Here is a 21,798-nt window from a genome sequence, read left to right on the forward strand (position 1 = left end):
CGGGCTCGGCTGATCCAGGATGCTGGCGTCTCGGCGCGAACCTGCTCTCTGCTGCCCCGGTGATCAGAACCCGTGCCCCGGCCCTCCTCGCCGCCTCCCTCGCCCTGTCGGCCCCGGCCAGCGCCGGGGATGACGGGTTCGAGGGCATGGCCGGGCCCTACGGGGAGCGCCTGCGCTACGACGCCAAGGGTCTGAGCCTGACCTTTCCCGAACCCGACGTGACCCTGCAGATCGGGGGGCGGCTCCACATCGATGCCGGCGGGGCCTCGGCCGGCGGGCTCGACCTGTCCCGCGCGTTTCCCGACACCGTCGCGGTGCGCCGCGCCTGGATCGAGCCGACGCTGACGATCGGCCGGGACTGGGTGATCGCCTTCCAGTACGATTTCAGCGATCCCATGCTGCCGATCAACGACGCCTTCGTCGCCTGGAAGGGGGTGCCGGACACGATCGTGACGCTCGGCAACATGAAGGTGCCGTTCAGCCTGGAATGGCTGCAGAGCAACAACAACACCCTGTTCGTCGAGCGCTCGGTGGCCAACGCCCTCGTGCCGGAGCGCCGGTTCGGCGCCGCGATCGGGCGGCACGGGCAGGACTGGACCGCCGTGGCCGGGGTGTTCGGCAACGCCGCCAGCAACGGCATCGCGGGGGACGGCGTTGCGGTGGCGGCCCGCGCCACCCTGGCGCCGATCCTGGAGGAGCGCGAGACCCTGCATCTGGGGCTCGCGGCGATCTATCGCCGCCGGTCCCGGGACGACGGCCCGTTCAGCTTCTCCAGCCCGGCGGGCACGGCCCTGTTCGCGCGGCCCTTGGTCGATACCGGCGATCTCCCCGACGCGGCGAGTGTCACCCGGATCGGGGCCGAATTCGCCTACCGGACCGGCCCGTTCCTGCTCCAGGCGGAATATCTCCGCACCGAGCTCCAGCCGTTCGGCGGGCCCGGCGTGCCCGCCGCCGGCCTCGGCTTCCAGGGCGGCTACGTGGAGGCCGCCTGGGTGCTGAACGGGGAGGGCCGCGCCTACGCGCTGACGCCCCAGGGCGGCACCACCTACGCGACCTTCAAGGGGGTGCAGGTGGCGGAGGGGCAGCGCGTCTCCCGGGGGGGCGCCGGCGTGTTCGAGCTGGCCGCCCGCTACAGTGCCATCGACCTGAACGCCCGGGGCTTCCGCGGCGGCACCGAGCAGGACGCGACCCTCGGCCTGAGCTGGTACCCGGAGCCGAATCTCCGCCTCATCGCGAACTACGTCCACGGACGGGTCCGGCCGGGCGAGTCCCAGGCCGCGGCCTTCGGCACGGCGCCGTTCTCGGTCGACACCGTCGTGGGGCGCCTGCAGATCTACTGGTGAACGGAGGCCGGCCGCCCCGGGCGGTCAGACGGCCCGGCGCAGGACGGAGCGGAACGGGCGCCGCTCGGGGGCCGGCTCGGTGGGGGGCGCGGGCGTGTCGGGCGGCAGGGCGGCCAGGACCTCGGCCCGCACGGGGCGCGGCGTCGCGAAGGCCCCGCCCTGGGCGAAGGGCACGTCGAGGTCGATCAGGTCGGGGACGTCCGCCTCGTCCGAGACGCCGGTGGCGACGAGGCGGATCCCGGCCCGCGCCAGGGCCGGTGCCGTGTCCTCTACGGCGATATCCGAGAGGCTGCCCCCGGCGGCGTCCGGCCGCAGCAGCATCTCGACCGGGACCTTGACCTGGCCGATGCCGAGGGCGGCGCAGTCCGCCGGGTCGAAGCGCAGATCGTCCGGGCGGTCGAGGCTGAACCCGATCCGGCCGCGCAGCGGCGCCAGAAGGCCGCGCTGGCCGGCGTCGAGGCTCCGCCAGCTCGCCTGGGGCAGGGCGATCACCAGCCCGGCCAGCGCCGGATCGTCCGCGGCCGTGCGGGCCAGCTCGCGCAGCAGGCCGGGCTCGAACAGCGACAGCGGCGAGAGGCCGTAGGTGAGCATGGTGTCGCTGCCCCGGCGGGCGAGGTGGCGGACCACGAGGGCGGCCCGCTGGAGCATGCGGCGGTCGAGTTCGGTGGTGCGGCCGTACCGCTCCAGCACCGGGAGGAACGCCTCGGGCTCCACCGCCGGAGCGCCGGGGTCACCGATCCGCAACCGGGCCAGCGCCTCGTAGGCCACGACCTTGCGCTGGGGCAGGCTGACGACCGGCTGCAGGTGGATCTCCAGCCCCTCCCCCTCGAACGCCCGGAGGATCGCGGCCTCGCTCTCCGGGTCCCATCTGGGCGGCGTGGGGGGGATCGGCCGGGGCTGACTTGGGACCGGGGGGATCGGGCGCGCCGGGATCGGCGCGGCCGCCGGCGGCCCGGGGACGGGCGGGGGCGTCGCCGCCACCCGCGGCGGAACCGGCTCCAGCGCCGCTGCGACCGGTACCGCCGGGGGGGGCGGCGCCGGCCGGGCTTTCAGGCCCGCGATCTCGGCATCCTGCGTGCTCACCACCCCGGTGAGGTCGCGCACGATACCGCTGAGGAGGCCGAGCTCGACGCTCAGCTCCTCGAACTGGGCCCGGAGCGCCGCCGTCTCGCCCGGCTCGGAAAGCGGCGGCGCGGGCACGGCGGTGGTCTCGACCTTGAGCAGGCGCCGGGACAGGAGATCGACCTCGCCCGACAGCTTCTCGCAGCGTGCCTTCAGGGTGGCGATGCGCGTGAGGGCGAGGCCGGACACCCCGGCCGCCACGGCGCCGAGGGTCAGGGCGCTCCAGAGCGGCAGGAACACGGCGAGCGGCCCGAACACGACGAGCCCGAGGAGGGCGACCGTCAACAGCCCCGCGTACCGGCCGAGGACCGGGACCATCGTCTGAACACCTGCCGGGGTCACGCACCGGTCGCCGGGGAGGTCCCGGGCGAAGCCCCGCCGGGCGCGATCCGAATCCTCGGATCATTGGCCCGGTGCGACCGGCGCGGCAAGGCTGAGGAAAGGCGATGGCGGCCCGACCCGTGTGAATTCCGCGGAGTGTGACGCCGCCGCCGCCCGAAACGTTGCTGAATCGTCACGGCCCGCCCGTTTGCGCGCTGGTCCGGGGCGGGTTGCGCGTCTTGCAAATGCGCCGGCAAGCAAAAGGCGCCATAAAGCGGGGCCATGACGCCCGTACCCCCGCGTAATCTCCGTCTCCGCGCCGTTCTCGCCGCAGGTGCGCTCCTCGCCGTCGGCGGCACGACCGCATCCCGGGCGGCGGATCTCACCCCTGATCTTCCCCGCCAGACCCCGACCTTCGCGATGGTCGATCCCACCACCTGGATCGTCACGCTGGGCGCCTCGATCCAGGCGATCCCGCGCTATCCCGGGGCCAGCGACTACACGGCGGTGGGCTATCCCTCGATCGACATCCGCAAGGTCGGCGAGCCGCGCCGCTTCTCGACGCCGGATGACGGCTTCAGCCTGGCCCTCTACGACAACGAGATGTTCCGGATCGGACCGACCGCGCGCTTCGTGCCGGGGCGCTACTACAGCGACGACCGGCGCCACCTGTTCGGCTTCCGCGACGCGCGCTTCGCGGTCGAGCCCGGGGTGTTCGTGGAGTTCTACCCGGTCTCCTTCATCCGCACCCGCGTGGAGGTCCGGCAGGGCGTCTACGGGCATCACGGCACGGTGAGCTCCCTGGCGGCCGATTACCTGATCCCGACGGAGAAGTTCCTGTTCTCCCTGGGGCCGCGGTTCAACATCGGCGACGGCAGCTACGCCCGGAAGTATTTCGGCGTCTCCCCGGTCGAGGCGACGCTGAACGGGCGTGTCACCGCCTACGACCCGCGCAGCTTCTATTCGGCGGGCGTGCTCGGCGCCGTGACCTACACGCAGAGCGAGACCTGGGCCTACACGGCCTATGCCGGCTACAACCGGATCCTCGGCGCCTCCGGCAACAGCCCGCTGGTGCGCCGGCCGTTCGGCGATCCGAACCAGTATCAGTTCGGCCTGCGGATCGACTACGCGTTCCGGATGCCGGCCCTGTTCTGAGCCGCGACTTGCGCGGGTCGCACCGGGCCCCGACATTCCGGCCACACGGTTCACGGAGGCTCGAATGGATACGACGCGCGCCGATCTGCTGATGCGGGTCGAGGGCATGACCTGCGACGGCTGTGCCGCCGCGGTGACCCGCACGGTGAAGCGCCTCGATCCCGGGGCCGAGATTCAGGTGGATCGGGATGCGGGGCGCGTGGCGATCCGCACGGACGCGCAGGCGCTCGTCGTCGCCGAGGCCCTGACCAGGGCGGGCTACACGGCCACGGCCATGACCGGCTGATACGGGCGCCCGGCCCTAGGCGCGGGTCAGGTACATCCCGGTCAGCAGCAGGCCGAAACCCGCGAGGCCGAACAGGCCCTCCTGGCGCCGGGTGGTGTCGAGGAAATGGGCGGCGGCGCCGGCCGCGCAACAGGTGGCGCCCAGGCCGATGGCGAGCGACGACATCGTGGTCTCCCCATCGCGCGCCGCCCTGCGACGCCGCGAAGCGAGGTCTCCCGGGTGCCTGCCGAACACCGGCGTCCGCGCAGGAATCGGGGACAGCGCAAGATTTGCACGGGGCGAACCGGCTGGCAAGCGCGGTCCCGCAAGTCCTCACCCGCCCGAGGACAGTATAGCGGCGGCGCATGACCCGGCCGCAGGTCTCGATCGCGGAAAAGACTGTCTTCGCCGGCGAGGCGGGGCGCCCGGGGATGCCGTGGCGCCCGCGCATCGGCCCGGTTCCGGTTTCCGGGGCGATGCGCTAGACCGGCCCGCACCCTGCCCTACCCCGCCCGCCGGCTCGGCGCGGCACCCCCTGCCCGAGGCTGTTCGTCACCCGATGCCCATTCCCTCCCCCGACCGGTTCGACGTCGCGGTCGTCGGTGGCGGCCATGCCGGCGTCGAGGCCGCCGCCGCCGCGGCGCGCTGCGGCGCCCGCACCGTGCTGGTCACGCACGATCCGGCGACGATCGGGGCGATGTCGTGCAACCCCGCCATCGGGGGGCTCGGCAAGGGCCACCTGGTGCGCGAGGTCGATGCCCTGGACGGGCTGATGGGCCGGGTCGCGGACGCCGCCGGCATCCAGTTCCGCCTGCTCAACCGCCGGAAGGGCCCGGCCGTGCGCGGGCCCCGGACCCAGGCGGACCGGAAGCTCTACGCCGCTGCCATGCAGGCCGCCGTCGCCGGGACCGCGGGCCTGACCGTGGTGGCGGGCGCCTGCGAGGATCTCGCCCTGGATGCGGAGGGACACATCCGGGGCCTCGTCCTGGCGGATGGGCGCAGCCTCGCCTGCGGCGCGGTGGTGCTGACCACCGGCACCTTCCTGCGCGGCCTGATCCATATCGGCGAGCGCCAGATCCCGGCCGGCCGGGTCGGCGAGGCGCCCGCCCTCGGGCTGGCCCGGACCCTCGACCGCCTCGACCTGCGCCTCGGGCGCCTGAAGACCGGGACGCCGCCGCGCCTCGACGGCCGGACCATCGACTGGGCCGGGCTGGAGATGCAGGAGGCCGATGCCGAGCCGGTGCCGTTCTCGACGCTCACCGAGGCGATCACCAATCCACAGATCCGCTGCGGCATCACCCGGACCACCCGGGCGGTCCACGACCTGATCCGCGCTAACCTGCACCGCTCGCCGATGTATTCCGGCGGCATCGCCAGCCGGGGGCCGCGCTATTGCCCGTCGATCGAGGACAAGGTGGTGCGCTTCGGCGACCGGGAGGGCCACCAGATCTTCTTGGAACCGGAAGGACTCGAGGATCCCACCATCTACCCGAACGGCATCTCCACGGCCCTGCCCGAGGCGGTGCAGCACGACCTCGTCCGGCTGATCCCGGGCCTGGAACGGGTCGAGATCCTGCGGCCGGGCTACGCCATCGAGTACGATTACGTCGACCCCCGGGAACTCGACACGGGCCTGCAGGTGAAGCGCCGGCCCGGCCTGTTCCTGGCCGGGCAGATCAACGGCACCACCGGCTACGAGGAGGCGGCGGGGCAGGGGCTGGTGGCGGGCCTGAACGCCGCGCGCCACGCCGGCGGCCTCGACGTCGCGACCTTCGACCGGGCCGAATCCTATCTCGGCGTCATGATCGACGACCTCGTGACTCACGGGGTCAGCGAGCCCTACCGGATGTTCACCTCGCGCTCGGAGTACCGGCTGTCCCTGCGGGTCGACAACGCCGATGCCCGGCTGACCCCGCGCGGGATTGATCTGGGCTGTGTCGGCTCGGCCCGCGCGGCCCATTTCGCCGCGTCCCACGGGGCGCTCGCCGGGGCCCGCGCCCGGCTGGACGCCCTGACCCTGACGCCGAGCCAGGCGGCCGGGCACGGGATCAGCCTGAACCGCGACGGCATCCGCCGGACGGCGTTCCAGCTGCTCGCCTATCCGGAGATCGAATGGCGGGACCTCGCGGCGATCTGGCCGGATCTCGCATCCGTGGCGCCGCGCATCGCCGACCGGCTCAAGACCGACGCGACCTACGCGGTCTATCTCGACCGGCAGAACGCCGACATCGCGACCTTCCGCCGGGACGAGGCCGTGCGCCTGCCGGCGGGCCTGGACTACGCGGCGATCAGCGGCCTGTCGAACGAGATGCGCACGAAGCTGGAGACCGTGCGTCCCGGCACCCTGGGGCAGGCGGCGCGGATCGAGGGCGTGACGCCCGCCGCGCTGACGCTGCTGGCTGCGCATGCAAGGCGGGGCGAGCGCGTTGCCACGGTGGGCCGGTGATGCGGTTGAGCAGGGCGGGGATACCCGCCGACCCCGGAACTAGGTCCGCGTCATCCCACCCTCTACCTTATCCTCAGGTGCCGGAGCGGAGCGGAGGCCTCGAAGGAGCCCTCCAGAAACCACTGCGATCCCTGGAGCCCTCCTTCGAGGCGGCTTCGCCGCACCTCAGGATGAGGTCGAGGATGGGATCGCCCGGGACGATAGTCGGCATGGCCAAGGTCTCAACCCACCCATGACCGACCCCGACCGCGCGCGTGTCCTCGCGGCCGCGAATGTTTCACGTGAAACAGCCGAGCGCCTCGACCTCTACGTGGCCCAGCTCCGGCGCTGGCAACCGATCAAGAACCTCGTCGGCCCGGCCACCCTGGCGGAGGTCTGGAGCCGGCACGTCGACGACGCCCTCCAGCTCCTCGATCTGGCGCCGGACGCCCGGACCTGGCTTGATCTGGGTTCCGGGGCCGGGATCCCGGGGCTGATCCTCGCCATCGCCGGGGCGGAGCGGGGCATCCGGGTCGATCTGGTGGAGAGCAACGCGCGCAAATGCGCCTTCCTCACCGAGACCGCCCGGCTCACCGGCGCCCCGGTCCGGGTGCGCAACGCCCGGATCGAGGCGGTGATCGGCGACTATGCGGGGACCGAGATCGTCTGCGCCCGGGCCCTGGCGCCCCTCGCCCAGCTCCTCGCCTGGACCGAGCCGCTGTTGAAAACGGGCACCACCGGCTTGTTTCCGAAGGGCAGGGACGCGCAAGCCGAATTGACCCAGGCGGCCGCGCAGTGGAGAGTCGTTAACGACCTCGTGCCGAGCCGGACCGATTCCGAAGCCCGAATCGTGCGCGTCACCGCCCTCGCCGCCCCGAGTCATCGATGAGCGAAGCCCTCCTCGGCGAGCCTGCCGACCGGTCCCTGGACTCGTCCGTGCGTCGTCCCCTGCGCGTGCTGGCGCTCGCCAACCAGAAGGGCGGCGTCGGCAAGACTACGACGGCGATCAACCTCGGCACCGCGCTCGCGGCGATCGGCGAGGACGTTCTGGTCATCGATCTCGATCCGCAGGGCAACGCCTCCACGGGGCTGGGGATCGACCGGGCGAACCGGCGGGTCTCCACCTACGAGGTCATGGCCGGGGAGGCGTCCCTCGCCCAGGCGGTGATCCCCACGGCGGTGCCGCGGCTGTCGATCGCGCCCTCGACCATGGATCTCCTCGGGCTGGAGCTGGAGCTGGCCACCCTGCCCGACCGGGCGCACCGGCTGCGCAGCATGCTCAAGAGCCTGACCCAGGCCCCGAGCCTGAGCCGGATCAGCTACGTGCTGATCGACTGCCCGCCCTCGCTCAACCTGCTGACCATCAACGCCCTGGCGGCAGCCGACGCGGTGCTGGTGCCGCTGCAATGCGAGTTCTTCGCCCTGGAGGGCTTGAGCCAGCTCCTGCGCACCGTCGAGCAGGTCCGCGGGGCGCTCAACCCGAAGCTGACGATCCAGGGGATCGTGCTGACCATGTACGATCCGCGCAACAACCTCTCCGCCCAGGTGGTGGCGGATGTCCGCGGCTTCATGGGCGACAAGGTCTACGAGACGGTGATTCCGCGCAACGTCCGGATCTCCGAGGCGCCCTCGCACGGCAAGCCGGCCCTGCTGTACGACCTGAAATGCGCCGGCAGCCAGGCCTATCTGCGCCTGGCCTCCGAGGTGATCCAGCGCGAGGGCCGGGTGCCGGCGGCGGCCTGAGCCTGAATGGGGCGCCGAACGCGGTTCGGCGGTCCCCGGTGAGCCCCCCGGAGCGGGGGGTGAGTGTGGAGCGTGACACGGGTGGCAAGCATGGCGGAGGAGGGGGCAAGACCCCGGCTGGGGCGCGGTCTCGCCGCGCTGATCGGCGATTTCGGCGATGCCGGGCCGGCTCCGGCCAAGGTCGAGGGACAGCGCAAGGTCGCCATCGAGTTCCTGCGGCCGAACCCGCGCAACCCGCGGCGCAGCTTTGGCGAGGTGGAACTGGCGGAACTGGCGACCTCGATCACCCAGCGCGGCCTGATCCAGCCGATCGTGGTCCGCCCGATCGGCGACGTGCCGGGGACGTTCGAGATCGTCGCCGGCGAGCGCCGCTGGCGGGCGGCCCAGCGGGCCGGGCTCGACGAGGTGCCGGTGGTGGTGGTCGAGATCGACGACCGGGCCTCCCTGGAATTCGCCATCCTGGAGAATGTCCAGCGCAGCGACCTCAACCCGATCGAGGAGGCGACGGGCTACGAGCGCCTGATGCAGGATTTCGCCTACACCCAGAAGGACCTAGCCGAGATCCTAGGCAAGAGCCGTAGCCATCTCGCCAACACCCTGCGCCTGCTCAACCTGCCGCCCTCCGTGCAGGACCGGCTGTCGGCGGGCGAACTCACCGCCGGCCACGCCCGGGCGCTGCTGCCGGTGAAGGATCCGGAGGCCCTGGCCCGCCGGGTGGTGGTCGAGGGCCTGTCGGTGCGGCAGGTGGAGGCGATCGCGTCGGCCGAGGCCGAGCCCGCCGACACCCCCCGCCCCGGCCGCCCGCGCCTCTCGGCCGAGCGCGCCGCGCCGGTCCGCGACCTGGAATTGCGGATCCGCCGCGCCCTGGGCGTCGAGGTGTCCTACCGGCCCAAGGACGAGGCCTCCGGCGAGATCCGGATCCGCTACGAGACCCCGGACGAGCTGCAGGGTCTGCTCAACCGGTTCAAGGTGTCGGACGGCTGAGCGAAGTCGGGGTTCCCAAAGGAAAGTAGGAAGCCCGTTCCGAGTCTCTCCCTCCCCCGCAGAGGGGGGAGGGAGACGCGCGGATCCGGACCTCTTACCGCCGCCGGCGCGCCCCCGCCTCCGCGACCCGCAGCAGAGCCGCGGAGGCCAGCGCGTGGGCCAGGTCCGGCTCGGCCCGCCGGCAGGCGAGGATCGCCTCCTGGAGGGCCGCCACGGCCTGACGCAGGGTGCCGGGCCCCCAGGTGCCGAGCTGCCCCTCCAGGCTCGCCCTGCGCTTGAAATGCAAGCCCCGCCACGTCGCCACCATCAGGGCCGGCGTCTTCTCGGGATTGTCCAGGCGGGTCGTCAGCAGGGTCAGGGCGTGCCGCAGGGCCGATCCGAGCACCACGCCCGGGTCCAGCCCCTCGTGCCGGAAGCGCCGGTAATCCCGCTCCACCACGTCGCGGCGGCCGTCGAAGGCGGCGTCGATCAAGGTGTTGAGCACGCTCGCGGCCACATCGCTGGTGATGGCCTCCACGTGATCCAGCGTCACGACCGTGTCCCCCTGCCCCGCCCCGGCCGCGTAGAGGGCGAGCTTCTCGATCTCCATCAGGCTCGCCCGGCGGTCGCCGCCGAGGCTGCGGGCCAGGACCTCCCGGGCGGCGCGGTCGATCCGCAGGCCCCGCTCCTGGAGGGTGCGGTCGATCAGCTCGGCGAGCGTCCGCTCGTCGTCCGCGTAGCAGGGGATCGCCAGCGCCCGGGTCGAGCGCTCGCACAGGGTGCGCAGCGGATTGTTCTTGGCGAGGTCGCCGCCCTCCACGACGATGCGCGCATCGGCGATCGCGGCGCCGAGCACCGCCTCGACGGCCGGCGCGTAGTTGCGCGTCCCGGGCCGGACCCAGATCGACCGGCGCCCGCCGAACAGGCCCATCGTCCCGGCTTCGTCGCAGAGGCGGCCCGGATCGGACGCCAGGGCGTCGCCATCGATCCGCACCAGGGCGAAGGGATCGGCCGGGTCGGGGACGAAATCCTCGGCGAGCTTGCGGGCCCGCTCGGTCACGAGGCCGGTATCGGGACCGTAGACCAGGATCACCGGGATGCGCGGATCGGGCCCGCGCCGGATCAGCCCCTCGATCTCGCCCGCCTTGACGGCCGTCAAGGCCGGCTCACGGCTTGGTCGAGAGGACGGCGGCGAGGCGGCCCTTGATCTGGTCAGAGAGCACGCTGGCGAGCCGGATCTCGGCGTCCCGGGCCGCCCGCTGGCTGGCGAAGCGCTGGACCGAGCGGTCGTAGGTCGCGGTCGAGGTGGCGACCCCCTCGCTGTAGACCTTGGTGCCCGCCATGTCCTCCAGGCTGTACTTGATGTTGGCCACCAGCGTGCCCGCCTCGGCCCGGCCCGTGGTCGAGGACACGATCGGGGTCTGCACGATCTCGGAGCCCGAGAGCTTCAGCCGGTAGGTCTTGGTCGCCGGCTGGCCCGACCCGTCGAGGTCGAAGACCAATTCGCTGCGCAGGTAATGCCCGAGCCGCTCCTGGCCCTGGGCCATCGCCACGTCGTCGACCTGCACGGAGGCCAGCAGCGCCTGGACCGGCACGCCGGAGGCGGTCGGCCCGTAGAGCGGGCGGAAACAGGCCGACAGGCTCAAGCCCAGACCGCCCACGCAGGCGAGGCGTGCGATCCGCCCCACAACCGATACGCCCGAACCCACCATCAGCCGTCGTTCCGCCCCGCTTCACCGACCTGTTCTAGCGCGGACATGGCGTGCGGCGCCACGACGCGCGAGGCCGCGTGTTCCGATTTCCGGTTAACAGGGTCTCTGCGGCGGGAGCATGGTCGCCCGGTTTCTCAGAGTGTCGCCAGGTAGCCCGAGACCGTCAGCACCGCCAGCACGGTGGAGACCAGGACCACCGTGGCGGTGAGATCGGCCTCGCGCCGGTAGAACTCCGCCAGCATGAACGGGCCGGTGCCGGTGGGCAGCGCGGCCATCAGTACGGCGAGGTGGAGCAGGAGCGGCGGCAGGGCGAACACGTAGCGGCCGAGCCCGTAGGCGAGCAGGGGATGGGCGGCGAGCTTCAGCCCGACCAGCAGCGCGGCGATCCGCCCCTGCGCCTCCCGGCGCCGACGCGTCTGCGCCAGGAACAGGCCGAGCGCCACCAGGGCGCAGGGCGAGGCCGCGCCCCCGAGGAGCTTGAGGAACGTCTCCACGGGCGCCGGCAGGGTGAGGCCGAGGCTCGGCACCAGGGCCCCCAGGGCGGGCGCCACCAGGAGCGGGTTGCGCACCAGCGAGCGGCCGACCGCGAGCCAGACGGGCACGCGCGGACCGTCCGGCCCGCCCGCCGCCGCCCCCCGCCGGAGCCCGGTCTCGATCAGCACGATCGCCACCGCGAACACCGCGCAGACCGTGAGGATCACCGCCACCGTGGTGGGGGCGAGCGCCTCCGGCCCGAAGGCGGCGAGCGCCAGGGGGAAGCCCATGAAGCCGGTATTGGCGTAGCCGGCATTGAGCCCGTCCACGGCGGCGTCGGCCAGGGGGCGCCCGGCCCCGCACCGGAGCAGGACGGTGAGTGCGAAGACCGCGAGGCTGCTCAACCCGAAGGCGCCGATGAAGCCGGGCTTCCAGAGGGCACTCCAATGGGCGTGGGCGGTGACGTCGAACAGCAGGGCCGGCAGGGCCAGGAAGACCACGAAGCGGTTGAGTTCCGTGGTCGCGGCGGCGCCGAGCACGCCGATCCGCCGGGCCAGCCAGCCCGCGAGGATCAGCGCGAAGATCGGCAGCACGACCGGGAGGGTCGAGAGCATGGGCGGCCCGGGTCGGACGAGGAGGCCCCGGCCTTAGGACGGATTGCGCGCCGACCTCCAGTGCCGGGGGCGGGGGCCTGCCATGCTCCCCCGACCCCGGGGGCCCGCTACCAGCGGTAGATCAGGCTGCCGATCACGGTCGCCGGGGCGCCGCGGTAGCAGAAGCCCGCCTGGCAGGTGGCGTAATCCCGGTTGAAGATGTTGAACGCGTTGATCTGCGCCCGGACGCCTTTGTACTTCGGATCCAGCGCCGCGAAGTCGTAGGCCACCAGCGCGTCGAAGAGGGTGACAGTCGGGTTGCGCACCGTATTCTCGTCGTCGGCGAAGCTGTTGGCGTTGAACCGGATGCCGCCGCCGAGCGTCAATCCGCGCAGGGCGGAGGAGGACGGGAAGAGGTAGGTCAGGAACGACGCGAAGGTGTCGCCCGGGATACCCGAGAGGCGATTCCCGTCGATCGGCGCACCGGTGACGACCGAGGTCTGCTTGACGAAGCGGAAGTCGAGGTGGGTGTAGGCGACGGTCAGGTTGGTCCCCGGCGCGAAGTTCGCCGTCGCCTCCATCTCGAAGCCGCGCGAGTTGACCTCACCGGTCGCCACTTGGTTGGCGAAGTTCGTGGGATCCTGGCGCAGGATGCTGGTCTGGTTGATATCGAAGCCCGCGATGGCGGCGCTGATGTTGGTACCCGGGATCAGGTACTTCACGCCGGCTTCGATCTGATCGCCGGTGGCGGCCTTGTAGGGACGGCCAGTGACGACATTGACACCGACCTGTGGGGTAAAGGTCGTGGCGTAGCTCGCGTAGGGTACGAGGCCGGGCGCGAGCTCGTAGTTCAGGCCGGCGCGGTACGTGAAGGCGCTGTCGTTCTGGCTCTGCGGCCCGGCGACGACGCCCCGGGTCACGCTCGCCGTGTCGGAGGCGACCCAGTCCTGCCGTCCGGTCAGCGTCAGGACGAATTTGCCCCACTTCGCCTGTTCCTGGACATAGATGCCGACCTGATCCTGAGCCTGACGCGACGAGCGGTCGATGGTCGGCCGGGTGATCGGTTGGCGGCCATAGTTCAAGGTGAGCAGGTTGAGGTCGGGCGCCACGCCGAAACCCGCGATGCTCGAGAAGTCGTAGTGATAATAGTCAACGCCAGTCAGCAGCGTGTGAGCGATCGGTCCGGTCTGGAGGTGACCCTCAAGCTGGGTATCGACCGCAACGGAGGCGAGAGACTGCTTGAACAGGCCGGTGGACCGCTGCGCGCTGAGGCCCGTCACCGAGTCGATCTGCGTATACGAGAAGTTGGCGTCGGCGGCCGAATAGCGGAAGTTCTGCCGCAGGATCAGGTCCGGCGAGAACACGTGCTCGAAGGCGTAGCCGACCCGGTGCTGATCTGTCCGATAGGTGTTGAGCGCGCCGTCGCCCGAATAGATCCGTGACACGCGGAAGCCCGGGAAGTTGTAGAAGCTGGCATTGCCCGGGACGTTCGACTCCTGGAATTCGGTGAGCAGCGTGAAGGTCGTGTCCGCCGAGGGCCGCCACGTGAAGGCGGGGGCGATGGTGAACCGATCATCCCGGACGCCGGGTCCGGGCAGGAACGTGTCGGACTGGCGCGCGACGCCGGTGAGCCGGTAGGCCATCGTCCCGTCCGATCCCTCGACCGGGCCGCCGATGTCGAAATTGCCCTGGTAGCGGTCGAAGCTGCCACCCTGGAACCAGACCTCACCGAACTGGGCGAACACCGGACGCTTGCTGGTCACGTCGACGATGCCGCCCGGGGAACCCAGGCCGTAGAGGCCGGAGGCCGGCCCGCGCAGGATGGTGAGTGCCTCGGCACCGTAGGGCTCAATACGGGGGACAGCGAAGCCGACGCCCGTCTGCCGCAGGCCATCGCGGTAGATACCGTCGTAGGTCTCGGCGAAGCCGCGGATGTAGAACGAGTCCGCGCGCGGGTCGAAGCCGAACACGTTACTCGACACCCCCGGCGTGTAGGCCAGCGCCTCGTTGAGGCTCTGGACGTTGCGGTCGTTGAGCTGCTCCCGGGTGACCACGGAGATCGATTGCGGCGCCTCGATCAGCGCCGTGTTGGTCTTGGTGGCGGTGGGGCTGACGCGGGCGACGTAGCCGGTGATCCCCGAGGGGCCGCCGCCGCCGCCGCTGGTGGCCGACGTGCCGCCGTCGCCGCCGCTGACATTGGCGCCCCCCAGGCCGGAACCGGCCGGGATCGCGGGTCCGGGGCCGGCGGCCTCCACGGAGATCTGGTCGAGCTGTACGCGCGCGCCCTGCGCGGCGGCGTGCGGCGCGGCGGCGGCAGACAGGGCCGCGGCGGCGAGAAGCGGCCCGAGGGGGGTGGAACGTGGGGACATGTCGAATCCTCGGATGCATCGCGACGGTGGCGCGCAACCTCAGGATCGTCCGTTCACGAGGTCTTGATCAAGCCGAAAACGTGTTGCAAATCACACACTTAGAAGTGTTCAAACCTGGAATTGTTCGAGATTCAGAACTCCAGCGGCGGCTCCCGCAGGGCCTCGGACTCCCGGGTGCAGACGGCTTGGTCGGGGGCTGAGCCGCCCCCCGACAGGGCCCCCCGGAGCTCGGCCCGCGCCCTGTCGAGATCGGCCCGGAAGCCCGGATCGCCCATCAGCGCGGCGAAGACCGTCGTGCCGGTGAGGCGCCCGGCCGCCACGTCGCTGAGCCAATGGACCCCGCACACGACCCGGCTCTCGCCATAGGCCCGGCCCCGCGCCAGGATCGCGGTCGCCTTCTCGGGAACCAGGGACGCCAGGATCAGCGCGTAGGCCCAGCCCTGGGTCGCGTGGCCGGACGGGTAGCTGAAGCTGTCGGCGAGCGCCTGGGTCCGCTGGACGCAGATCGGCGCCTCGTTGCCCACGAACGGGCGCAGCCGGCGGTAATGGACCTTCGGGCCCCGGGTCGCGTGGGCGAGGTCGAGCCGGGCGCGCTCCAGCAGGGCGATCACCGCCGGCACCCGGGCCTGGTCGATCCGGGTGCCGAGCACGCAGGCGAAGTTCTCCAGCACCGCGGCCGCCCCCTCGGCCACGTCGTTGGCGGCGATCTCCCAGCGCGGGCTGCCCTTGAGGGCGCGGGTGTTGGCGAAGGCCGCCCGGTCGGCCATGTCGAGGGGGGCGTTGTGGGCCGGCGGCGGCGGCAGGATCCGGACGGCGTCGGGGAGCGCGGTGTCCGCCAGATAGGGCTTCACCGCCGGCCTGCCGGGCTTGAGCGTGTCGGACCCGAGGGACGGCGCGGCGGGGGGCGGATCCTCGGCGCGCACCGGCGCGGCGGCGAGTAGGACGGCGAGGGCCGACAGGGACAGGGTGCGCAGCATCGGATCCGTGGCGGTTTCGAACGGAGGGACGGGCCCCGCCTCCAAAGACGAACGGCACGGCCGGCCGGTTCAGTCCGTGCACAGGCCCTCCGCGCTGTCCAGGGGGCGCCCTGCCTGTGCGGTGGCGTTGACCGGGGGCCCAACCGCGCGAACGCCGCGTGTCCGCGTCCCGCCCAACCGGGCATGGCTCAGCCGCTCGACCGCGACCGCCTCCGCGAGGCCCTCGATGCGCTCGGCGCCGACCGCGCCGAGCACGGGCGTTTCGTCGAACTCGCCCCCTACGGCGGCGGTGCGCTGATGCCGGGGCGCTTCTGGCCCGGCGCTGGGGCCTGCCGATCCCCCTCTGGATCCGGGCCGAGAGCCGCTGTCTCGCCACCGCCCTGTTCGTGCCCGACGACAGGGCCCTGCGGGGCGACCTGCCCTGCGTCAGCCCGGTGTCGTTCCGGACGCGGCTGCACTTCACCGGGCCGGATCCGCTTCAGCGCGCCCGCTTCCCCGACCACCGCGGCGTGATCACGATGCCCGCAGCGCCCCGCCCCGGCGCATTGAACCCGGGCGTCCCAAGGGCTGGCCCTGTCGGAGCGGACGGCGCCGCGCGGCAGCAAGGCTCGCCCTGCACCCGCAAACGGTCACGGACCTCGTGAAACCATAACTTCGCCGGCTAACCTCCCTGGATCGCCGCCGCGACCGCGGCGGGGAATTCCTCGTGCGGACTGAGCGCCCCCGGGATCGCGGCGCCCGTCACCCGGCCGCCGGCGATCAGCGCGTCCATCTCGGCGCCGGAGCGGCGCGGGGCGTTCCCGGGCCGCAGCACCAGGGTCGGCGGCAGGCCGTCGTCGAACAGGGCCAGGAACGCCGCGCGGCTCCCCACCGGGTCGAGGCCGCCGGTGACGAAGGCGGCGGTGCCGAACCGGCCGTTGCGCTGGCGGGTGATCGCGTGCTTGTCGCGGATCAGGGCCGGGGTCACCCGGCCGGCATCGGCATAGACATGGGCGCGCATCATCCGGCCGATGATCGGCGGGCTGATGTTGATCCGGTAGAGCGCCTCGCCGAGGAGCGGCGCCTCCACGGCCCGGCGGATGCGCGGGAACCAGTGGGCACGGCCCGGCATCGCGGTGGGCAGCGGCCCCCGCCAGGTCGGCGCCACCAGAACCAGCCGGGCGAAGGTTTTGGGGTGGCGCCGCGCCGCCGCGACCAGATAGCCGGCGGCGTGGCCGGCCGCGACCCCGAGGGCGTAGGGGCCCGGGGCGGCGTCGAGCAGTGCGTCGAGGAAGGCGTGGAAGGTCGCGGGTTCCAGCGGCATCCGCGCCCGCGGCCGGGCGCCGAAGCCCGGCCAGTCGGGGATGCGGCAGCGATAGTCGGACCCGAGGGCGCGGGCGAGGGCCTGCATCTCGGCCCGCGCCGAGATGGTCGACAGGGCCGGGAGCAGCAGCGCCTCCGGCCCCTGCCCGATCAGGTCACACGGGGTCGGCACCGGCCGGCCCGCCACCGTGAGGTTCAGCGCCTGCGTGTCCATCCGGCGGTCCACCCGATCGGGGATCCCAAAGGGCCATGCCCCTTGGTGGGTTGCCAGGGCAAAGCCCTGGCGCGCAGCAGACGGCGCTTCAGGTGCGCAGCAGCTCGTTGATGGCGGTCTTGGACCGGGTGCCGGCATCGACGCGCTTGACGATCACCGCGCAGTACAGGCCCGGGCCGGGGGAGCCGTCGGGCAGGGCCTTGCCGGGCATCGTGCCGGAGACCACCACCGAGTAGGGCGGCACGCGACCGTACATCACCTCGCCGGTGGTGCGGTCGACGATCTTGGTGGAGGCGCCGATATAGACGCCCATCGACAGGACGCTGCCCTGGCCGACGATCACGCCCTCGGCCACCTCGGCGCGGGCGCCGATGAAGCAATCGTCCTCGATGATCACCGGGTTGGCCTGGAGCGGCTCCAGCACGCCCGCGATGCCGGCGCCGCCGGAGATGTGGCAGTTCTTGCCCACCTGCGCGCAGGAGCCGATCGTCACCCAGGTGTCGACCATCGTGCCCGCACCGACATGGGCGCCGAGATTGACGAAGCTCGGCATGAGCACGGCGCCCGGCGCGATGTAGGCGCCGCGGCGGACGAAGCAGCCCGGCACGGCGCGCAGGCCGGCGGCCCGGAACTCGGCCTCGCCCCAGCCGGCGAATTTCGACGCGACCTTGTCCCACCAGGGCGCGCCGCCGGGGCCGCCCTCGATCGCCGCCATGTCGTTGAGGCGGAAGGACAGCAGCACCGCCTTCTTGAGCCACTGGTTGACCACCCAATCGTGGTTGCCGCTCTTCTCGGCGACCCGGGCCTTGCCGGAATCGAGCAGCTCCAGGGCCGCCTCCACCGCCTCGCGCACGGCACCCCGTGTGGCGGTCGAGATGCCGGCGCGGTCCTCCCAGGCGGCCTCGATGGTACGGGCAAGATCGGACTGGGCGGGATCGGAAGGAGGCGTGCCGGCCTGGGACATGAAGGATCGGAACTCTCGTGGCGGGAGGCCCGTGCTTACAAGCGGCCACCGGGGCTGTCACCTGAGGAGATGCCGTCGATGACGTCGAGAAGCCCGCGCACGTGATCGAGATCGGCCACCAGGCCGGCGAGGTCGTCGGCCAGGGTGTCGTGGACGGCCTGGGCGGCCTCGGGGAACTCCTCCAGCACCCGGCGCATCAGCGTCGGGGTGATCCGCATGACCGCGGCATCCTCCACGGCCCGGGCCGCGGTCGGCCGGGTGCCGCGCACGAACAGGGCGAGCTGTCCGATCAGAGCGGAGCGGCCGGCCCGCACCGGCTCGGTCCTGGCGTCCCGGGGTTCGAGCCGGATCGTCCCGGCCATCACGACGAAGCCGCCATCGGCCGGATCGCCGCGGTCGAACAGCAGGTCGCCCTCCGCGAGGTCCCGCCGCTCGGCCGCGAAGGTCAGCAGGCGCAGGGCGTCCCGGTCGAGGAAGCCGAACAGCGGCGCGGCCGCGAGGATCGCGATATCGTCGTCGAGCCCCAAGAACGCCTCACCACCCTGCGCATACGCGAACCCACCGGTTCGCCTATACGTAAAACTTCTTTTCGTCAGGGCAGCAACTTGTATCCGCCGCCCTCCGTGACGAGGATCGCGGCGGTGGCGGGGTTCGGCTCGATCTTCTGGCGCAGCCGGTAGATATGCGTCTCCAGGGTGTGGGTGGTGACGTGGGCGTTGTAGCCCCAGACCTCGGCCAGCAGCGTGTCCCGGTTCACCACCGCCCGGCCCGCCCGGTAGAGGAAGCGCAGGATCGCGGTCTCCTTCTCGGTGAGCTTGAGCTTCGAGCCGCGCTCGCCGACCAGCAGCTTGGCGCCGGGCCGGAACGTGTAGGGGCCGATCTGGAACACCGCGTCCTCGGAAGCCTCGTGGCTGCGCAGGTGCGCGCGGATCCGGGCCAGCAGGATGCCGAACTTGAACGGCTTGGTGACGTAGTCGTTGGCGCCGGCCTCCAGGCCCTCGACATGGTCCGCCTCGGAATCCTGGGCGGTGAGCATGATCACCGGGCCGCGGAACCCCCCGGCCCGCATCCGGCGCACGGCCTCGCGCCCGTCGAGATCGGGCAGGCCGACATCCATCACCGCGAGGTCGATGCGCTCGGCGGCCACCCGCCGGATCGCGTCGGCGGCGTTCGCCTCGGTGAGCACCGAGAATTCCTCGTCGTGATCGAGCTGCTCGGTGAGGGTGTCGCGCAGGATCGCGTCGTCGTCGCAGATCAGCAGGCGGTAGGCATTCGGCATCGTCCAGGTCCCAGGGCAGGCTGCCGGCGGGGAGGGTGATCCTCCCGGGCGGCGGCGTGCGATGACTCGCGGTTGTTGGCAGGATCGCGCGGCGATTCTGCGGAGGCTTTCGTTTCCACATCATTGTCCCCGCCGGAGCGGGGACCGCCCCGGCGAAGGGGGCTGCTACGGGGCGGGACGCGCTGGAATTCGAAGGCCTCCGTCGCCACGGCGCGGGCGCCGGGCCGATCCCCCCGAATCCCGGCTTGGCTGCCCGGGTTCCGGCCAAGGATAGGGCAGCCTTTGTGGCCGGAAATTGCCTTGTGCGCAATTTTTATCGGACCGGGTGCGGAGATCGGGCATAAATCGCGCCGCGCCGGCCCGTCCGGTCCGCGGCGAAGGGGGAGGGCGACGATGGGGCGACGGCCGAGCGGGCAGGCTGATGGTGTCCGGCAGTCGGTCCGGGAGATCCGGGTACGGGCGGTGGTCGGCGACCGATGCCGGGGCCAGCTGCTGGTCGGGCCGGCGGTCATCCCCTGCGCCCTCGGGGCCGGGGGCATCGTCAGCGACAAGCGCGAGGGCGACGGCGGCTCGCCCCGCGGGCGGTTCCGACTGCGCGGCGGCGCCTACCGGCCCGACCATCTCGGCATCCGTCCGCGCACCGCGCTGCCCCTGCGCCCGACCCGGCCCGACGACGGCTGGTGCGACGATCGCCGGGACCGCCGCTACAACCGGCCGATCCGCCTCCCGGCCCCCGGCGTGAGCGCCGAGGCGCTGTGGCGGGGCGACGGGCTCTACGACGTCGTGATCGACCTCGACTACAACCGCGCGCCGATCCGGAAGGGGCGGGGCTCGGCGATCTTCCTGCACGTCGCCCGGGACGGCTACCGCCCCACGGAGGGCTGCGTCGCCCTGGCCCGGGCCGACCTGCTGCGCCTGCTCCGGCGGCTCGGGCCGCGGACCTATCTGCGGATCGGATGAGCGCGGCCGTCAGGTCTCCGCGGCCTCGAACTGGATCCGCAGACGGGCGCCGACGGCCTCGGCGTAGCGCCGTAGCGAGGCCGTCGACGGCATGACCTGGCCGCGCTCCCACCGGGCGATCTGTCCCTGGGACGTCTGCATGCGCTGGGCGACCTCTTCCTGGGTCAGCTTTGCCCGCGCCCGCGCCTCGCCCATGGAGAAGCCGATTTCCATCTCGGGTCCGATCGCCGCGTGCGCCGCGCGATAGGCGGGATCCGCGTTCCACCGTTCCCGGACGGCCTTGAAAGGAATCGTCATGCCGTTTCTCCTGTGTCGATGTTGCGAGCCCGAGCTTCGGCCAGATCGATCCATCTCTTGGGCGTCGCCTGTGTCTTCTTGATCGCGCAGAGAACGATGATCACACGCCGGCCGGTCACCGTGACATAGAGGGCTCGGCCGGCCATGCTGTCGGTCCGGGGTCTCAGTTCCCAGATCCGCCCGCGTATGTGCTTGGCATGCTCCTCGGTGAGACTCATCAGGCCGCGTGTTTCGATCCGCGCGACGATGCGGTCCAAGGCGGCGCGCAGCCTGACCGGCCAGGCATCGACCTCATTGACGACAGTCGCGTCGAGAAACGATACCGACCACGCCCCCTGGGGATCGTCCGCAATACGCGATACCGCACCTTGTGGCGGCTTCTTGCTGGAGCCCATCGGTGTCCGATCGCGACTCAAGATATGCGTGAAAAAGCATATCACGGATCACGGCATCGGATAGCCCGGTCGGCACGTCGGCAGCCTATCGCCCGAATCGGGTGACCCTCAGGCCTTCCGGGTCCGCGCGCCGAAGATCGCGGTGCCGACCCGGACATGGGTCGCGCCGAGCTGGATCGCCGCCGGGAAATCCGCGCTCATGCCCATCGAGAGGATCGGCAGGTCGTGCGCCTGCGCGAGCCGGGCCAGCAGGGCGAAATGGGCCGAGGGCGGGTCCTCCGCCGGGGGGATGCACATCAGGCCCTGGATGGCCAGCCCGTGGGTCTCGCGGCATTCGGACAGCAGGGTGGCGAGCTGGTCGGGCAGGACGCCGCCCTTCTGCGGCTCGGCGCCGGTATTGACCTGGATCAGCAGCTTCGGCGTGCGGCCGGACCGGGCGATCTCCTTGGCGAGGGCGGCGGCCAGCGACGGGCGGTCGAGGGCGTGGATCACGTCGAACAGGGCGACCGCCTCCCGGGCCTTGTTGGATTGCAAGGGGCCGACGAGATGCAGCTCGACATCCGGGTAGCGGGCCCGCAGGTCGGGCCATTTCGCGGTGGATTCCTGGACGTAATTCTCCCCGAAGACCCGCTGCCCCGCCTCGAGCGCCGGCAGGATGCCCGCGGCCGGCACGGTCTTGGAGACGGCGACCAGCTGCACCGTCGCCGGGTCGCGTTCCGAATCCTCGGCCGCCTGGGCGATGGCGGCCCGCACCTCGGCGAGCCCGGCCGCCACGTCGGCCTGTCCCACCGGGAGTTTCTCGGTCGGGTGACCCATCCCGTCCGTGGGCAGGGCGTTCGGGGCGGTGATCGCGTCGTCCATGATGGGTTTGTCCTAACGCTGCCGGAAGCCGACACGATGACGATGCGGCGCCCTCCCGCGACCA

General features: G+C 72.1%; 23 protein-coding genes. 8 read left to right on the forward strand and 15 right to left on the reverse strand.

The window, feature by feature from the left end; translation table 11 throughout:
- The first annotated feature begins 59 nt into the window (after window positions 1-59).
- Complete coding sequence (locus AC3IF1_RS03235) at window positions 60-1,343, forward strand: OprO/OprP family phosphate-selective porin (RefSeq protein ID WP_489215810.1); 1,284 nt, start codon at window positions 60-62, stop codon at window positions 1,341-1,343.
- Window positions 1,344-1,367: 24 nt separating this feature from the next.
- Here AC3IF1_RS03235 and AC3IF1_RS03240 read toward each other — a convergent pair whose 3' ends face one another.
- The gene (locus AC3IF1_RS03240) at window positions 1,368-2,783 is read right to left on the reverse strand and encodes an EAL domain-containing protein (protein ID WP_489215812.1); all 1,416 of its coding nucleotides are present in this window, start codon (window positions 2,781-2,783) and stop codon (window positions 1,368-1,370) included.
- Window positions 2,784-3,068: 285 nt separating this feature from the next.
- Here AC3IF1_RS03240 and AC3IF1_RS03245 point away from each other — a divergent pair, with 285 nt between their 5' ends.
- Complete coding sequence (locus tag AC3IF1_RS03245; RefSeq protein WP_489215814.1) at window positions 3,069-3,941, forward strand: MipA/OmpV family protein; 873 nt, start codon at window positions 3,069-3,071, stop codon at window positions 3,939-3,941.
- Between the two features lie 64 nt (window positions 3,942-4,005).
- Window positions 4,006-4,227, forward strand: a complete 222-nt coding sequence (locus tag AC3IF1_RS03250) for a heavy-metal-associated domain-containing protein (RefSeq protein WP_243965235.1) — start codon at window positions 4,006-4,008, stop codon at window positions 4,225-4,227.
- Between the two features lie 15 nt (window positions 4,228-4,242).
- Here AC3IF1_RS03250 and AC3IF1_RS03255 read toward each other — a convergent pair whose 3' ends face one another.
- Window positions 4,243-4,392 (reverse strand): hypothetical protein, encoded by a 150-nt coding sequence (locus tag AC3IF1_RS03255; RefSeq protein ID WP_243965237.1) that lies wholly within the window; start codon window positions 4,390-4,392, stop codon window positions 4,243-4,245.
- Between the two features lie 373 nt (window positions 4,393-4,765).
- On the opposite strand from AC3IF1_RS03255, the gene mnmG reads away from it, so the two are divergent.
- The 4 genes from mnmG (at window position 4,766) to AC3IF1_RS03275 (ending at window position 9,358) form a co-directional block, all read left to right on the forward strand.
- Window positions 4,766-6,652: a tRNA uridine-5-carboxymethylaminomethyl(34) synthesis enzyme MnmG gene (mnmG, locus tag AC3IF1_RS03260; protein WP_489215817.1), complete on the forward strand. Its 1,887-nt coding sequence runs from the start codon at window positions 4,766-4,768 to the stop codon at window positions 6,650-6,652.
- Window positions 6,653-6,884: 232 nt separating this feature from the next.
- Window positions 6,885-7,520: a 16S rRNA (guanine(527)-N(7))-methyltransferase RsmG gene (rsmG, locus tag AC3IF1_RS03265; protein WP_489215819.1), complete on the forward strand. Its 636-nt coding sequence runs from the start codon at window positions 6,885-6,887 to the stop codon at window positions 7,518-7,520.
- Window positions 7,517-8,374, forward strand: coding sequence for a ParA family protein (locus tag AC3IF1_RS03270; protein ID WP_243965247.1), 858 nt, complete (start codon window positions 7,517-7,519; stop codon window positions 8,372-8,374). Before rsmG ends, AC3IF1_RS03270 begins: the two co-directional genes overlap by 4 nt.
- A 90-nt stretch (window positions 8,375-8,464) precedes the next feature.
- Window positions 8,465-9,358, forward strand: a complete 894-nt coding sequence (locus AC3IF1_RS03275; RefSeq protein ID WP_243965272.1) for a ParB/RepB/Spo0J family partition protein — start codon at window positions 8,465-8,467, stop codon at window positions 9,356-9,358.
- Between the two features lie 94 nt (window positions 9,359-9,452).
- Here the strand turns inward: AC3IF1_RS03275 and holA are convergent, their stop codons facing one another.
- From holA to AC3IF1_RS03325, 10 genes are all read right to left on the reverse strand, one after another.
- A complete protein-coding gene (gene holA, locus AC3IF1_RS03280) occupies window positions 9,453-10,496 on the reverse strand; it encodes a DNA polymerase III subunit delta (protein WP_489215822.1) in 1,044 nt (347 codons plus the stop codon).
- A gap of 7 nt (window positions 10,497-10,503) precedes the next feature.
- Window positions 10,504-11,049: an LPS assembly lipoprotein LptE gene (locus tag AC3IF1_RS03285; protein ID WP_243965251.1), complete on the reverse strand. Its 546-nt coding sequence runs from the start codon at window positions 11,047-11,049 to the stop codon at window positions 10,504-10,506.
- Between the two features lie 134 nt (window positions 11,050-11,183).
- Entirely contained in the window at window positions 11,184-12,137 is a 954-nt protein-coding gene (locus tag AC3IF1_RS03290; RefSeq protein WP_489215824.1) for an AEC family transporter, read from the reverse strand.
- Window positions 12,138-12,244: 107 nt separating this feature from the next.
- Window positions 12,245-14,485, reverse strand: coding sequence for a TonB-dependent siderophore receptor (locus AC3IF1_RS03295; RefSeq protein ID WP_489215826.1), 2,241 nt, complete (start codon window positions 14,483-14,485; stop codon window positions 12,245-12,247).
- 131 nt (window positions 14,486-14,616) lie between these two features.
- Complete coding sequence (locus tag AC3IF1_RS03300) at window positions 14,617-15,462, reverse strand: acid phosphatase (RefSeq protein WP_489215828.1); 846 nt, start codon at window positions 15,460-15,462, stop codon at window positions 14,617-14,619.
- A 69-nt stretch (window positions 15,463-15,531) separates the two neighbouring features.
- Window positions 15,532-15,717, reverse strand: a complete 186-nt coding sequence (locus tag AC3IF1_RS03305; protein ID WP_489215830.1) for a hypothetical protein — start codon at window positions 15,715-15,717, stop codon at window positions 15,532-15,534.
- A 406-nt stretch (window positions 15,718-16,123) separates the two neighbouring features.
- Window positions 16,124-16,978 (reverse strand): alpha/beta fold hydrolase, encoded by an 855-nt coding sequence (locus AC3IF1_RS03310; RefSeq protein ID WP_489220306.1) that lies wholly within the window; start codon window positions 16,976-16,978, stop codon window positions 16,124-16,126.
- Between the two features lie 88 nt (window positions 16,979-17,066).
- Window positions 17,067-17,942, reverse strand: coding sequence for a 2,3,4,5-tetrahydropyridine-2,6-dicarboxylate N-succinyltransferase (gene dapD, locus AC3IF1_RS03315; protein ID WP_489215832.1), 876 nt, complete (start codon window positions 17,940-17,942; stop codon window positions 17,067-17,069).
- Between the two features lie 35 nt (window positions 17,943-17,977).
- Window positions 17,978-18,469 (reverse strand): cyclic nucleotide-binding domain-containing protein, encoded by a 492-nt coding sequence (locus tag AC3IF1_RS03320; RefSeq protein WP_243965258.1) that lies wholly within the window; start codon window positions 18,467-18,469, stop codon window positions 17,978-17,980.
- Window positions 18,470-18,534: 65 nt separating this feature from the next.
- Window positions 18,535-19,221, reverse strand: coding sequence for a response regulator transcription factor (locus AC3IF1_RS03325; RefSeq protein WP_243965259.1), 687 nt, complete (start codon window positions 19,219-19,221; stop codon window positions 18,535-18,537).
- 393 nt (window positions 19,222-19,614) lie between these two features.
- On the opposite strand from AC3IF1_RS03325, the gene AC3IF1_RS03330 reads away from it, so the two are divergent.
- Window positions 19,615-20,181: a L,D-transpeptidase family protein gene (locus tag AC3IF1_RS03330; RefSeq protein WP_489215835.1), complete on the forward strand. Its 567-nt coding sequence runs from the start codon at window positions 19,615-19,617 to the stop codon at window positions 20,179-20,181.
- Window positions 20,182-20,190: 9 nt separating this feature from the next.
- On the opposite strand, the gene AC3IF1_RS03335 is transcribed toward AC3IF1_RS03330, so the two are convergent.
- The 3 genes from AC3IF1_RS03335 to AC3IF1_RS03345 form a co-directional block, all read right to left on the reverse strand.
- Window positions 20,191-20,478 (reverse strand): helix-turn-helix domain-containing protein, encoded by a 288-nt coding sequence (locus AC3IF1_RS03335; protein ID WP_489215837.1) that lies wholly within the window; start codon window positions 20,476-20,478, stop codon window positions 20,191-20,193.
- Window positions 20,475-20,873, reverse strand: a complete 399-nt coding sequence (locus AC3IF1_RS03340) for a type II toxin-antitoxin system RelE/ParE family toxin (protein WP_489215839.1) — start codon at window positions 20,871-20,873, stop codon at window positions 20,475-20,477. The genes AC3IF1_RS03335 and AC3IF1_RS03340 overlap by 4 nt, the downstream gene beginning before the upstream one ends.
- 108 nt (window positions 20,874-20,981) lie before the next feature.
- Window positions 20,982-21,689: a YggS family pyridoxal phosphate-dependent enzyme gene (locus tag AC3IF1_RS03345; RefSeq protein ID WP_489220307.1), complete on the reverse strand. Its 708-nt coding sequence runs from the start codon at window positions 21,687-21,689 to the stop codon at window positions 20,982-20,984.
- Window positions 21,690-21,798: the final 109 nt, after the last annotated feature.

The sequence above is a fragment of the Methylobacterium sp. E-012 genome (assembly GCF_057836545.1).

Bases quoted from the DNA above. Each gene is read 5' to 3' on its own strand.
- AC3IF1_RS03240 (WP_489215812.1), bottom strand. From the start codon at position 2,783: ATGGTCCCGGTCCTCGGCCGGTACGCGGGGCTGTTGACGGTCGCCCTC.
- AC3IF1_RS03245 (WP_489215814.1), top strand. From the start codon at position 3,069: ATGACGCCCGTACCCCCGCGTAATCTCCGTCTCCGCGCCGTTCTCGCC.
- AC3IF1_RS03250 (WP_243965235.1), top strand. From the start codon at position 4,006: ATGGATACGACGCGCGCCGATCTGCTGATGCGGGTCGAGGGCATGACC.
- AC3IF1_RS03255 (WP_243965237.1), bottom strand. From the start codon at position 4,392: ATGTCGTCGCTCGCCATCGGCCTGGGCGCCACCTGTTGCGCGGCCGGC.
- mnmG (WP_489215817.1), top strand. From the start codon at position 4,766: ATGCCCATTCCCTCCCCCGACCGGTTCGACGTCGCGGTCGTCGGTGGC.
- rsmG (WP_489215819.1), top strand. From the start codon at position 6,885: ATGACCGACCCCGACCGCGCGCGTGTCCTCGCGGCCGCGAATGTTTCA.
- AC3IF1_RS03270 (WP_243965247.1), top strand. From the start codon at position 7,517: ATGAGCGAAGCCCTCCTCGGCGAGCCTGCCGACCGGTCCCTGGACTCG.
- AC3IF1_RS03275 (WP_243965272.1), top strand. From the start codon at position 8,465: ATGGCGGAGGAGGGGGCAAGACCCCGGCTGGGGCGCGGTCTCGCCGCG.
- AC3IF1_RS03285 (WP_243965251.1), bottom strand. From the start codon at position 11,049: ATGGTGGGTTCGGGCGTATCGGTTGTGGGGCGGATCGCACGCCTCGCC.
- AC3IF1_RS03290 (WP_489215824.1), bottom strand. From the start codon at position 12,137: ATGCTCTCGACCCTCCCGGTCGTGCTGCCGATCTTCGCGCTGATCCTC.
- AC3IF1_RS03295 (WP_489215826.1), bottom strand. From the start codon at position 14,485: ATGTCCCCACGTTCCACCCCCCTCGGGCCGCTTCTCGCCGCCGCGGCC.
- AC3IF1_RS03300 (WP_489215828.1), bottom strand. From the start codon at position 15,462: ATGCTGCGCACCCTGTCCCTGTCGGCCCTCGCCGTCCTACTCGCCGCC.
- AC3IF1_RS03310 (WP_489220306.1), bottom strand. From the start codon at position 16,978: ATGGACACGCAGGCGCTGAACCTCACGGTGGCGGGCCGGCCGGTGCCG.
- dapD (WP_489215832.1), bottom strand. From the start codon at position 17,942: ATGTCCCAGGCCGGCACGCCTCCTTCCGATCCCGCCCAGTCCGATCTT.
- AC3IF1_RS03325 (WP_243965259.1), bottom strand. From the start codon at position 19,221: ATGCCGAATGCCTACCGCCTGCTGATCTGCGACGACGACGCGATCCTG.
- AC3IF1_RS03330 (WP_489215835.1), top strand. From the start codon at position 19,615: ATGGGGCGACGGCCGAGCGGGCAGGCTGATGGTGTCCGGCAGTCGGTC.
- AC3IF1_RS03335 (WP_489215837.1), bottom strand. From the start codon at position 20,478: ATGACGATTCCTTTCAAGGCCGTCCGGGAACGGTGGAACGCGGATCCC.
- AC3IF1_RS03340 (WP_489215839.1), bottom strand. From the start codon at position 20,873: ATGGGCTCCAGCAAGAAGCCGCCACAAGGTGCGGTATCGCGTATTGCG.
- AC3IF1_RS03345 (WP_489220307.1), bottom strand. From the start codon at position 21,689: ATGGGTCACCCGACCGAGAAACTCCCGGTGGGACAGGCCGACGTGGCG.